The organism is Vibrio sp. YT-18 (assembly GCF_033337345.1).
In the GTDB taxonomy this organism is placed as follows: Bacteria; Pseudomonadota; Gammaproteobacteria; order Enterobacterales; family Vibrionaceae; genus Vibrio; species Vibrio alginolyticus.
This window is the reverse complement of the sequence record NZ_JAWOQO010000022.1, coordinates 13,637-26,250: the sequence shown is the minus strand read 5'-3', so window position 1 is coordinate 26,250 and position 12,614 is coordinate 13,637. Positions and strand designations below refer to the sequence as shown.

Sequence of the window (12,614 nt, the reverse complement as noted above, 5' to 3'; positions counted from 1 at the left end):
ATTTGGTTCAGACTTTTAGCGAATAAATATTGTCCACTCTCTCAAAGCTGGACAATAATAAATTTAACGAAATAGTCAAAAGTGTTTAACGTCATGGATTCGACCTACACCATCATTATTGCAGATGATCACCCACTCTTCCGGAATGCCTTGTTTCAATCTATCCACATGGCTATTAGTGGTGCAAATTTGCTGGAAGCGGACTCACTCGACGCACTTCTGGCTTTGTTGGAGCGAGAGGAAGAGCCAGATTTAGTGCTATTGGATCTCAAAATGCCAGGAGCAAATGGTATGTCTGGCTTGATTCATTTGCGAGCAGAGCATCCAGATTTACCTATCGTCGTCGTTTCAGCGAGTGAAGAGCCGGCGATCGTGACGCAGGTGAAAAGCCATGGTGCATTTGGTTTTATTCCCAAGTCCAGCGACATGCGCGAATTAGTGAACGCGCTCAATCAAGTGCTGAATGGCGACCCATACTTCCCTGAAGGGTTGATCACCAATAACGCGGCATGTAATGACTTAGCGGAAAAGATTGCTGCGCTAACACCGCAGCAATATAAAGTGTTGGGAATGTTGTCCGATGGCTTGCTGAACAAGCAAATCGCTTACGAATTGAATGTTTCAGAAGCCACCATAAAAGCGCACATGACAGCGATTTTCCGTAAGCTCGGTGTAAAGAACCGCACGCAAGCCGTGATTATGCTGACGGAAATGAGCGACTAGATTGACGTCTTATCGTCAGACTTACTTTTTTCGTTTGGCAATCGGATACCGACTTTAGTGACCTGCTGATCAACAACATCAGCGACGATCCAATGCAAACCTTGCCACTCGAAATGGTCTCCCAATACTGGCGTGCTACCTAATTGCTCTTCGACAAGGTTTCTCAAACTTTTATCCAGCGGTTCATCCCCCAGATTCAAACCATACATCACGGCAATATCGGCAAGCTTCACTTCAATATCGAGGAAGAAGTCACCGAAGAATCGCGCTAGCGACGCTTTCTCTGGGGCTTCACTAAACAGTAAGCTCAGTGCATCTAAATCCTTTTCTTGTGCTAATACACACAAGGTATCATCTTCCTCAAGACGCGTACTGCCGGATGGGTGCAATAGCTCTTTACTGCGAAATACAGCGGCGATACGCGTTCCTTCCGGCATCGAAAGACTACGTAATGGCTCACCAATGCACCATTTATCTGCTTTAAGTCTATAGATAAACAGCTCCCACTCACTGGTCGGGTAAATCTCTACACCCGTACGCGAAATTGGCTCAGGCTTAGAAGGTAGCTCGACCTTTGCAAGAGACATCGCCTTAGTCAACGTGCCCCCTTGTACTATCAAAGACACCATTACTACAAAGAATGCCAAATTGAAGTACAGTTGAGCATCTGGCAACCCTGCCATCATTGGAAACACCGCGAGGATGATAGGTACAGCGCCACGCAATCCTACCCAAGAGACAAACCACTTTTCACGTGGCGTGAAACTCTTGAATGGCAGTAAACCAATCCAAACTGAGATTGGTCGGGCAAACAAAATCATCCCGAAGGCAAGCGCAAGACCTGGCAACGCAATAGAGAGTAAATTAGATGGTGTAACCAACAAGCCAAGCACCAAGAACATACCAATTTGAGCTAGCCACGTCATACCATCTAAAACATGAAGAATAGAGTGGCGGCTGCGTGTTGGACGGTTACCTAATAAAAGACCAACGAGGTAAATCGACAAAATACCACTGCCACCCAAAGTGTTAGATAAAGCAAAAATAAGCAAGCCACCACTGACCGTTAAAATAGAATACAGCCCATCTGGTAATTGATTGCGATTGATAACTTTCCATAAGATCCAGCCACCAGCGAAGCCAAGTAACGCGCCGATACCAAACTGCTTAAGAAAACTGAACGCCAAAAAGCCCGCACTTAAGTCAGCGCCAGGGTTCGCTAAAATAGCAATCAGAGTTACGGTCAGAAACACCGCCATTGGGTCATTGGTGCCGGATTCAATTTCCAGCGTTGAACCAACACGTTCGTTCAGGCTACGACCTTTGAGTAGAGAGAAGACCGCGGCAGCATCGGTGGAACCAACAATCGCACCAACCAATATGCCTTGCAATAAATCTAAGTCGAATAACCACGTTGCCATCAGCCCGGTCAAAATGGTGGTGATCGCAACGCCAAATGTCGCCAAAGAGACCGAGGGCCATAACGCAACCCTAAAGCTGGCGACCCGCGTTCTCATCCCACCATCAAGCAAAATGATGGCTAATGCGAGGTTACTAACCAAATAAGCGATCGAAAAGTTATCGAATAAGATGCCGCCTAAGCCGTCTTCCCCCGCCAGCATTCCAACGGCTAAAAATACCAAAAGAATTGGGATTCCCAACTTAGAAGACACTGGGCTTAAAAGAACGCTAAGTGCGATTAACAACGCACCTATTAGAAAAAAACTGTTAATGGTGTCTGCGTCCATTCTCACCCTCCCTTAATGAAAAACGATAATAATTGTGATGAGCAAGGCTACTTCGTTAATGAGGTAATGCCCTAATCTGCCTCCCCTTTACACCGTCTCAAAATGCGAGGTTGTACGAGAATGACTCAGTTATATTACTTTATTGTGCGTTAAAACGGTGATTTGATGCGAAAACTTTATGTAAATAAATTACTTGAGAGCTTTCTTATCTACGCCTTCTCTCTTTAAGAGCCACAAGATCACCACCAATATTTACACAGCATCTCCAAGTTCAATGAAGAAAAGATTAATGGCCCGTCTTAATCATGCTTGTTTATCCAATCAACCTTTAGACCTTTGGCTAACTTAACAGTTTATTAACATAACATTTTACCCCTTTGTTCGCTGCAAAAGCCCATAGCATGGGGATTCTTCATTTTTAACACCCCGACTAAAGTTGAAAAGAGTTATTGCCAACACCTTGCTAATGTACATATTGAAACATTTCATTAACAACAATACCAATCGTAAGGAGACGGCAATGGCATTTGAAAGTGAAGAAAGAGCCAAAGCCTATTGGGACAAAAACGTGAAGCTCATGATCGGCCTAATGGTCATCTGGTTCGTCGTGTCTTTCGGCTGCGGCATTTTATTTGTCGACGTACTAAATCAATTTCAACTAGGCGGCTACAAACTCGGTTTCTGGTTTGCTCAACAAGGCTCCATCTATGCCTTCCTAGGAATTATTTTCTATTACGCATGGAAGATGCGCCAAATTGACCGTGAATTCGGCGTGGACGAATAAGGAGTCACTCAGATGGATTTGAAAACTATTACCTACCTGGTCGTTGGCGCCACGTTCATCCTGTACATCGGGATTGCTATTTGGGCTCGCGCCGGATCAACCAAAGAGTTTTATGTTGCTGGTGGCGGTGTAAACCCGATTGCAAACGGTATGGCAACCGCAGCCGATTGGATGTCCGCAGCGTCGTTTATCTCAATGGCAGGCTTAATTGCCTTCATGGGCTATGGCGGCTCAGTATTTCTAATGGGTTGGACTGGTGGCTACGTTCTGCTTGCGCTGTTGCTAGCGCCTTACCTACGCAAATTTGGTAAGTTTACGGTGCCAGAGTTTGTTGGTGAACGCTTTTACTCCAACACAGCACGTATCGTAGCGGTTGTTTGTCTTATCATCGCATCAGTGACTTATGTTATCGGTCAGATGAAAGGCGTGGGCGTTGCGTTTGGTCGCTTCTTAGAAGTGGATTACTCCACCGGCCTGTTAATTGGTATGTGTATCGTTTTCATGTACGCGGTTCTTGGCGGCATGAAAGGCATCACTTACACGCAGATTGCTCAATATTGCGTACTCATTCTTGCTTACACTATCCCTGCAATCTTTATCTCTCTGCAACTCACTGGTAACCCAATCCCACAAATTGGTCTGGGGAGTACCATGGCTGGTACCGATGTCTATCTACTCGATCGGCTTGACCAAGTTGTGACCGAACTCGGATTCAGTGAATACACGACCCAAGTACGTGGCGACACACTTAATATGTTTGTCTACACCATGTCACTGATGATTGGTACTGCCGGTCTACCACACGTAATTATCCGTTTCTTTACCGTGCCGAAGGTTCGCGACGCACGTACATCAGCAGGCTGGGCTCTGATCTTCATCGCAATCCTTTACACTACTGCACCAGCGGTATCAGCGATGGCTCGCCTCAACCTAATGAATACGGTAAATCCAGCTCCGGGTCAGCACCTAGCGTATGACGAGCGTCCTGCGTGGTTCAAAAACTGGGAAACAACTGGACTACTCGGTTTTGACGATAAAAATGGCGATGGCAATATCCAATACACTTCAGATGCGTCCACCAACGAACTGCGCGTTGATAACGACATCATGGTATTGGCTAACCCAGAGATCGCTAAACTACCAAACTGGGTGATCGCACTTGTGGCAGCAGGTGGTCTTGCAGCTGCACTATCTACCGCAGCAGGTTTACTACTCGCCATTTCTTCAGCTATTTCCCATGACTTAATCAAAGGGGTTATCAATCCGAACATATCCGAGAAAAAAGAGCTACTTGCTAGTCGAATATCAATGGCAGTAGCGATAGCAGCCGCAGGCTATCTCGGTTTAAATCCGCCTGGATTTGCCGCAGGTACGGTAGCACTCGCCTTTGGTCTTGCCGCTTCATCCATCTTCCCTGCATTGATGATGGGCATCTTCAGCAAGAGCATCAACAAAGAAGGCGCAATCGCCGGTATGATTGCAGGTATCAGTATTACGCTGTTCTACGTATTCCAACACAAAGGCATCCTTTTCGTTGCTGATTGGAAATATCTAGAAAGCTGGGGAACAAACTGGTTCCTGGGTATTGAGCCAAACGCGTTTGGTGCTATTGGCGCACTATTTAACTTCATCGTCGCATTCGCTGTATCCAAAGTAACAGCAGAAACGCCACAAGAAGTAAAAGACCTAGTCGAACACGTTCGCGTGCCAGTAGGTGCTGGTAGTGCAGTGGATCACTAAAAACTAATCAAAACCACAAAAGCCCCGTTTGGAACCAGCCGTCCGGGGCTTTTTTATTCTCACTTTTCAGTTACCATATTCGCAGTATGTCGTTGCAAGGAAGCCAAGATGTTCAAAAACAAGCACTTTATTCTCGCTCTACTGATTGCGCCAGTTCTCTCTTTGATCGCTTACTTCGGTACCGATATGGCCCTCAGCGAGAAGCCCCACGCGGCGCAAGAAGGGGAAACTTACAAACTCGCGAGTAAGTCTAATTGTCGTTACACCAGCGGTCTGTGTGATATGGAAAATGGCGATTTTAAAGTGAAATTTCGCTCGGAAAAACTCACTAAAAATAACTTAGAATTGTCACTCAACGCCGCTTACCCACTCGAAGGGGTTAAAGTTTCTATTGTGAGTGACAAAGAGAAAAACGCTCAACCGATTGATATGAAGCCCGCCGATCAAGCAGGCCAAAGCTGGTACATCACCTTACCAAAGCCTGCATCTGCAGAAAGCTGGTTAAGAGTCGTCATTCAATCAGGCGGCACACTGTATTATGGTGAAACGCAAACCGCATTTGTGAAGTACGAAACCTTATTTACTGAATAACGCTGACAAGCTAATTCACCGGCCTTCAAACGACAGTGACTTAGTTTCACTCAGCATAAATGAATTCCTACTCAGCCGACGCCTTTGCGTCGGCTTTTGTTTCCGTAAGTCTTTCTTCAACAACCTCTTACTCTAAAAAGGGTTGCCAACTCACAAGTTAATTGATAATAATTATCATTACATTTAATGAGAGGTGGTTATGGACAACAAACGGGACATCTTTAACGCATTTTTTAAAGCCCAAGATAGATTCCTTCTCGCCGCACCACATGGCTTTGAGCCAGACGTGATTCATGACTATATTCATTGGGGAATGGTGTTGTCTTCCTGTTATGAACACGATGCCGATGAAGAAAATCTATTGTTGTGTGAGCTGTTTTTACGTCAGGTTTATTTCCATTTACTAGACGCAATTCAAGACTCAACTCGCAGTCGTATCTTCCGTCGTGTCTGTCTCGATTCTATCCATACGCCATTATTTTGCCTCAAACGCTATTACTACCAGTTTGAACAAGGCGACGTGAAATTTCTCGCACTACAACAACAATTACGCCTGATTCAAATCTCACTCGATTAACCAAAAGGATCCCTACCATGAGCACCGAATTCCGCATAGAAACTGACAGTATGGGCGAAGTAACGGTCCCTGCAGATGCTCTCTACCAAGCCCAGACTCAACGCGCCGTCGATAACTTCTCATTCAGTCAACATAAAATGCCATCTGGTTTTATCAAAGCGTTAGCACACATCAAGCAGACTGCGGCACTCACCAACGCACAGCTAGGGCTGCTTGAGGGAGATATTGCCAACGCGATCGCTGACGCAGCTCAAGAAATTATCGAAGGCAATCATATTGAGCAATTCCCAATTGACGTGTTCCAAACGGGATCAGGCACTAGCTCAAATATGAATGCGAATGAAGTAATTGCAACACTGGCCTCCCAGCATCTAGGCGGCACTGTCAGCCCTAATGATCACGTCAACATGGGACAAAGCAGCAACGATGTGGTACCAACGGCCATTCAAGTTAGCGCAGCATTAGCCATCGAAAAACAGCTCTTCCCGGCCCTGTCACACCTCAGCCAAACACTAGAGTCTAAACAGCAAGCATTGAAAGATGTTGTAAAAACCGGTCGCACCCACTTAATGGACGCGATGCCAATTACCTTTGCTCAAGAACTTGGCGGTTGGCAGTTCCAAATCGAGCATGCAAAACAAGCGATTGAACAAACACTTCCTACTGTAAAAGCCTTAGCCCAAGGTGGTACGGCGGTTGGAACGGGGATCAATGCCGATCCACGCTTTGCAGACTTATTCGCTAGCAACCTAACCCAGTCAACTCGTATTCAGTTCACGGCCAGTGATAACTTCTTTTTCAATTTAAGCAGTCAAGATGCGATCGTCGCTCTGTCGGGACAGCTCAAAACAGCAGCAGTTGCGATCATGAAGATCGCAAACGATCTTCGTTGGATGAATTCAGGCCCATTGGCTGGTTTAGGTGAAATTGAATTACAAGGCTTGCAACCGGGTTCTTCCATCATGCCTGGCAAAGTAAACCCTGTGATCCCAGAAGCCGCAGCTATGGCATCAGCGCAAGTCATTGGTAATGACACCACCATTACCGTCGCAGGCCAAGCGGGCAACTTCCAGCTTAACGTCATGCTGCCAGTTATTGCTCATAACGTATTGGAGAGCATCGAGTTACTCTCTAACAGCGCAACCGCTTTAGCTGACAAAGCCATTGCGACGTTTGAAGTTCGCCAAGATAACTTGGATGTAGCACTCGCCAAAAACCCAATTTTGGTCACGGCTCTCAACCCGGTCATTGGTTACCTAAAAGCGGCAGAAGTCGCGAAAAAAGCCTACAAACAGGGACGCGCGATTATTGATGTCGCGGAAGAAGAAACTGATTTGGATAGAGCCACACTAGAGCGATTGCTTAATCCAGCCAAACTGACCCAAGGCGGCGTCGCAGAATAAACGGCAAACTCAGCCTATCAACTAAGATTACAAATATCGAGACCTCCATTCGGAGGTCTCTTTTATAGTGATTTTTCAAACACTCCAATCCTAAGCGACTCGATTGAGCACCGAACGCAGCTTAAGCGGCTTAACTGGCTTAGCAATAAAGCTGAACCCATTTGCTTTGATGCCATCAAGCATATCATCGGTACGATCTGCACTGATGATGACGCCTTCAAAGCTGTGGCCTAATCTCAGGCGGCATTGCTGTAGCACTTCTAAACCAGTACGACCATCATCAAGTCGGTAATCGGAGAAAATTACATCCGGAATCCAACCATCCTCAAGCGCTTGTAGACTTTCAACTAAATCAATCGCAACTCGTGTATCGCAGCCCCATCGGGAAAGTAAGTTTTCCATGCCGACTAGAATGTCAGGCTCATTATCGACACATAGGATTCTCAGATGACCAAGTTCAGATTGCTTACTCATTGCCACGTGAACTGGATGAGGCTGAACATGATCAGCTTTATCTAGGGTGATGGAAAAAACACTGCCTTTTCCAACCCAAGAGCGCATCGAAATTTCATGCCCAAGTACCTGAGCAATTCCTTTCGAAATCGCCAAACCAAGTCCGAGGCCTTGGTCGGAACGAACTTGAGTTCCGCGATTAAACTCTTCAAAAATCTCTTGCTGCTTCTCTTCTTCAATCCCCACTCCATTATCCCATACATCAATACGCACTCGCCCTTTCACGCGGCGAACACCGAGTGCGACTTTGCCATTCGGGTTATAACGAAACGCATTGGTCAGGAAGTTTTGCACCACACGGCGCAGCAGTTTGGGATCCGACTTAACCATGAGTGAGGACGGAATCATGGTGAACTCTATGCCTTGCTGTTTGGCTAACGCACTAAACTCAGCATTCAAATTCGACAACACATCATTTAACGCAAAGCCGTGCACGTTGACTTCCAACTTGCCCGATTCCAAACGCGAGATATCCAGCAAATCTCCAATTAAGTCTTCGGCAGCCTCTAAAGCACTTTCAATGTGTGCTGACAGCTTTTTGGCTTCGCTGTCTTTGGCGACTTCCGATAGTGAAGACGCGAATAGACGCGCCGCGTTGAGCGGTTGCATCAAGTCATGGCTTACTGCCGCCAAGAACCGTGATTTGGACTTCGATTCCAAATCCGAGCGCTGCGTCGCTTCCACCAGCTGCTTGTTAAGTTGTTCTAATTCTCGAGTCCGCAGACGTACCCTTTCTTCCAATGTCTCGTTGGCGTCTTTCAGTGCTTGCTCTGCATCACGGAATACGGTGATGTCGGTAAAGCTCATCACAAAGCCACCACCTGGCATTGGGTTACCTTGCACCTCTATCACGCGACCATCGGGACGAACCCGAGAAGAGGTGTGCCGAGTCCCTTGCTCAAGGTGATAAACACGGCGACGGACGTGGTCATCAGGGTCACCAGGGCCACACAACCCCTGCTCTGCATTGTGCCGAATCACATCCGCAATCGGTCGACCTACTTGAATTAGGCCTGGCGGAAATTCAAAGAGTTCTAAATAGCGTTGGTTCCACGCTACCAAGCGTAGTTGCTTATCGACGACCGCAATACCTTGTCCAATATGCTCAATCGCGCCTTGGAGTAAACCCCGACTAAAATCGTACAGTTCAGAGGCTTCATCGACGATAGTCGCTACCTCTTCAAGCTGCATGTTTCTGCCTTGCAGGGCCGAAGTAAGTACTAACTTAGCAGAAGATGCACCAAATACCCCTGCTAGCACACGCTCCGTATGCCGAATCAGAGAAGATGGCGCTTGTTGATTCGGCATCAACTCTTCTCGTTGCTGGCTCCAGTAGGCTTGAAACGCCGCTTTAACTCGCGTTCGTCCTACAAATCTGGACGCTAGCATTTCCAGTTCTGCAACCGTAACGCGGCTCTGGTACAGACTCATATTTTCGCTTTCAGGCAACGGTGTACCAACGAATGATGCCGATTGTAAGCGCTCACTTAGGCTTGGTCGGGTAGCCATAGAAACCACAACAAAACACACTGCATTAGCGACCACGCTGAGGATCATCCCCCAATCTGAAATCGCGATATCAAAGCTAGCCAATACCTCTGGTGGCGTAATCAACCAGATCAGGAAGTTATTACTGGCGTCTCCGGCAAGCATGTCTGTTTGGCTCATTAACGTAATCAACCAGGTAGCAAAACCCACCGCGAGGCCAACATACACACCTTTCTTATTCCCTTGACGCCAATACATACCGCCAACCAGCGCAGGAGCGAATTGCGTGATAGCCGCGAACGAGAGAAAGCCGATAGCAGACAGTGAATGAATGGTGTCCAACGCTTGATAGAAACACCACGCGCCAATCAACAAAACTAAAATCAAACCACGGCGGATCCGCAGTAATAATTCAGAAAAATGGTGATGGTTACGCTGCGTCAGTCGCATGCGACGCAATAGCAATGGCATAACCAAGTCATTCGAGACCATGATCGCTAAGGCAATCGTCGATACGATAACCATGCCACTTGCCGCTGAAGTACCGCCTAGAAACGCAAGTAAGGCGATTTCACTCGCCCCTACCGACATCGGCACACTGATGACATAAGTATCAGGCGAAGCGCCACTCAAAAGACCTTGCCCTACCCACGCAATAGGTAAAACAAAAATCCCCATTAAGATCAGATAAATGGGGAACAACCAACGAGCCACATGCAAATCTTGAGCACGTTCATTTTCCACCACCATCGTATGGAATTGTCGCGGAAGGCAAACGATCGCCAGCATGGTCAGTACAGTATGAATCAATATAGTCGGGATATTTGGTGACTGATACGTCTGCGCGGCAACATCAATTAAGCTCAAATTCTCGGTGTTCATCGCCAACCAAACAATGAAAACACCAACCACTAAAAAAGCCAGCAGTTTGATAATGGATTCGAAGGCAATTGCCATCATCATCCCACGATGGTGTTCCGTGTTATCAATGTGGCGGGTACCGAATAGCATCGTAAAAATCGCCAATGCGACCACAACAAACCACGACACGCTATCGTTTTGATAACCAAAATCAGTAGCCAGCTCCGGAGCAATGATTTCAAGCCCCATAGTGATACCACGCAGCTGTAAAGCGATGTACGGCAAAATTCCCGCAACCGCTATGAGCGTAACAACCACGGCCAAACCTTGGGATTTACCGTAGCGTGCTCCGATAAAGTCAGCAATCGACGTGATGTGTTCCCGTTTAGCAATCAAAATAAGCCGAGCTAAAACGCGCCATCCGATGGTAAACACTAAAATGGGAGCAATATAGATGGGCAAGAAAGACCAAGGATTACTGCTGGCCTGCCCGACCGTGCCGTAGAAGGTCCATGATGTACAGTACACCGCAATGGAAAGACTATAAATCCAAGGCCGCCAGCGCGCTAGCCACCTTTTCTGAATGTCGCCGTACCACGCGATGATAAATAAAGCTCCCAAATACGCTAAAGAAACGGGAACCACCAGCCATCCTTGCATCCGATATCCTTTCTTGCCTTTCTTGCTACTTTTAAAGCAAGAGAATAAAAAAACCTCTCCATGAGGGAGAGGTTTCATTTAACACCGCTTTGATAACGGAGACAAAGCTTAGTTTTTAACCTTTGTTACATAAGTCTAATTCTGTGTTTCAAGTGGCTTGTCTGATACATCAACCACCTGATGTGGGTCTTGTGAATCAAGCTTGATGAACAGAGCCAATAACCCCATCGCGGCCATGCCCCAGAACACAAGCGGTCCCCAGTGCTCATAACCCCAACCACTCAATACGGTCATTAACGCGATAAATGCGCCCAACGGAATCGCGTTATACAACGCTTGCAACGCTACGATCTTATTTTCTTCGGAGTTTTGGATATATTGGATCGCGGCAATGTGTGCGGTAGCGAAAGTCACACCATGTAGTAGTTGAACAATCACCAAAGCAATAATCGATGTTGTCGACGCCGTAATACCCCAACGCATCATTACACCAACGGCAGCAGCAATAAACAGCGCGCGTATTGACCAACCTACGAATAAGCGCTTACTCAGTGCAAACACTGCCACTTCTGCGGCCACTCCTAAGCTCCACAAGTAGCCAATGACATCTTCCGAGTGACCAGCGGCCTTCCAGTGAATCGCACTAAAGCCGTAGTAAGCCGCATGACTGCCCTGAATTAGTGACACCAACACTAAGAATTTTAGTATCGGCTTGTCAGTCAAAAGAGCGGTCAGCTTTGGACGTTCTGCGCTTTGCCCACCGTGCGTTACAGGCATTGGGTTAGTCGGTCGCATAGCAAACAGCAACGAGATAAACACGCCGAACATCGCAGTGTACAAGATCATATCGGGGCCAAATTCAGCCACCAAGTAGCCCACTGCCGTCGAGCCTGCGATAAAGGCGATCGAACCCCATAGCCGCGTGCGGCCATAATCGAGCATTTTCAGGCGAGCGTAGTAATTTGCCATCGCGTCCGACAACGGAATAATCGGTCCACAACAAAGATTGAACAACACTGTCGCTAGTGCCATTAACCAAAAGCTACCACCCGTAAAAAAGTGAAATCCAACAAAAAGGAGGGCAGCGAAACTCAACCAACGTAAAGCAGGCATAAGATGTTCGACTTTGTGTACTCGTGGGGTGATCACGATATTGGCAACACAACGTGTCGCAAGGCCTAACCCGACCAGCAAACCGATATCTGTCGAAGATACGCCCTGATCCTTAAACCAAAGTGACCAAAATGGCAGATACACGCCATACGCAAAGAAGAATCCGAGAAAGTACTGGGAAATCCAGCCATACGGAGAAGGTTTCAACATTACTAATATCCTAAAACGGGAACACCAACGTTCGAGCCGGGAATTATGGATCGCCATGCGTATTATAAAAAGGGAAGAATAAGAAACTTATCGTTTCCTCGATGGAATACTAACTTTGCGACATTTGGCATCTTCAAGCGAAAACATCGTAATTTAGACCAAAGTCGTCTGGCTTCCGGTAAGAAATTTGTCAGACTTAGAGA

Annotated in this window: 9 protein-coding genes; 6 read left to right on the top strand and 3 right to left on the bottom strand. The window is 46.8% G+C overall.

Going from position 1 to position 12,614, the window contains the following annotated elements:
* Positions 1-93 precede the first annotated feature (93 nt).
* Positions 94-723, top strand: coding sequence for a response regulator (locus R7M72_RS21085; protein WP_005382375.1), 630 nt, complete (start codon positions 94-96; stop codon positions 721-723).
* On the opposite strand, the gene R7M72_RS21080 is transcribed toward R7M72_RS21085, so the two are convergent.
* On the bottom strand, positions 720-2,471 hold the full coding sequence (locus R7M72_RS21080; RefSeq protein WP_005382374.1) for a potassium/proton antiporter: 1,752 nt from the start codon (positions 2,469-2,471) through the stop codon (positions 720-722). The two genes, R7M72_RS21085 and R7M72_RS21080, sit on opposite strands and share 4 nt — an antisense overlap.
* Positions 2,472-2,991: 520 nt before the next feature.
* On the opposite strand from R7M72_RS21080, the gene R7M72_RS21075 reads away from it, so the two are divergent.
* The 5 genes from R7M72_RS21075 to R7M72_RS21055 all read left to right on the top strand — a co-directional run bounded on the left by R7M72_RS21075 (position 2,992) and on the right by R7M72_RS21055 (position 7,566).
* Positions 2,992-3,255 (top strand): DUF4212 domain-containing protein, encoded by a 264-nt coding sequence (locus R7M72_RS21075; protein WP_005382373.1) that lies wholly within the window; start codon positions 2,992-2,994, stop codon positions 3,253-3,255.
* Positions 3,256-3,267: 12 nt separating this feature from the next.
* Positions 3,268-4,995 (top strand): sodium:solute symporter family protein, encoded by a 1,728-nt coding sequence (locus R7M72_RS21070; protein WP_005382372.1) that lies wholly within the window; start codon positions 3,268-3,270, stop codon positions 4,993-4,995.
* 108 nt (positions 4,996-5,103) lie between these two features.
* The gene (locus R7M72_RS21065) at positions 5,104-5,586 is read left to right on the top strand and encodes a hypothetical protein (protein WP_005382371.1); all 483 of its coding nucleotides are present in this window, start codon (positions 5,104-5,106) and stop codon (positions 5,584-5,586) included.
* Positions 5,587-5,785: 199 nt separating this feature from the next.
* Entirely contained in the window at positions 5,786-6,163 is a 378-nt protein-coding gene (locus tag R7M72_RS21060) for a hypothetical protein (protein ID WP_005382370.1), read from the top strand.
* Between the two features lie 17 nt (positions 6,164-6,180).
* A complete protein-coding gene (locus tag R7M72_RS21055; RefSeq protein ID WP_248525361.1) occupies positions 6,181-7,566 on the top strand; it encodes a class II fumarate hydratase in 1,386 nt (461 codons plus the stop codon).
* Positions 7,567-7,656: 90 nt separating this feature from the next.
* On the opposite strand, the gene R7M72_RS21050 is transcribed toward R7M72_RS21055, so the two are convergent.
* Entirely contained in the window at positions 7,657-11,088 is a 3,432-nt protein-coding gene (locus R7M72_RS21050; RefSeq protein ID WP_054577283.1) for a PAS-domain containing protein, read from the bottom strand.
* A 135-nt stretch (positions 11,089-11,223) separates the two neighbouring features.
* Positions 11,224-12,411, bottom strand: coding sequence for a 3-phenylpropionate MFS transporter (locus tag R7M72_RS21045; protein ID WP_315956658.1), 1,188 nt, complete (start codon positions 12,409-12,411; stop codon positions 11,224-11,226).
* Between the last annotated feature and the right edge of the window lie 203 nt (positions 12,412-12,614).

What these genes read in the sequence shown, in the direction of transcription:
- R7M72_RS21085 (WP_005382375.1), top strand. Translation starts at nt 94, where the DNA reads ATGGATTCGACCTACACCATCATTATTGCAGATGATCACCCACTCTTC.
- R7M72_RS21080 (WP_005382374.1), bottom strand. Translation starts at nt 2,471, where the DNA reads ATGGACGCAGACACCATTAACAGTTTTTTTCTAATAGGTGCGTTGTTA.
- R7M72_RS21075 (WP_005382373.1), top strand. Translation starts at nt 2,992, where the DNA reads ATGGCATTTGAAAGTGAAGAAAGAGCCAAAGCCTATTGGGACAAAAAC.
- R7M72_RS21070 (WP_005382372.1), top strand. Translation starts at nt 3,268, where the DNA reads ATGGATTTGAAAACTATTACCTACCTGGTCGTTGGCGCCACGTTCATC.
- R7M72_RS21065 (WP_005382371.1), top strand. Translation starts at nt 5,104, where the DNA reads ATGTTCAAAAACAAGCACTTTATTCTCGCTCTACTGATTGCGCCAGTT.
- R7M72_RS21060 (WP_005382370.1), top strand. Translation starts at nt 5,786, where the DNA reads ATGGACAACAAACGGGACATCTTTAACGCATTTTTTAAAGCCCAAGAT.
- R7M72_RS21055 (WP_248525361.1), top strand. Translation starts at nt 6,181, where the DNA reads ATGAGCACCGAATTCCGCATAGAAACTGACAGTATGGGCGAAGTAACG.
- R7M72_RS21050 (WP_054577283.1), bottom strand. Translation starts at nt 11,088, where the DNA reads ATGCAAGGATGGCTGGTGGTTCCCGTTTCTTTAGCGTATTTGGGAGCT.
- R7M72_RS21045 (WP_315956658.1), bottom strand. Translation starts at nt 12,411, where the DNA reads ATGTTGAAACCTTCTCCGTATGGCTGGATTTCCCAGTACTTTCTCGGA.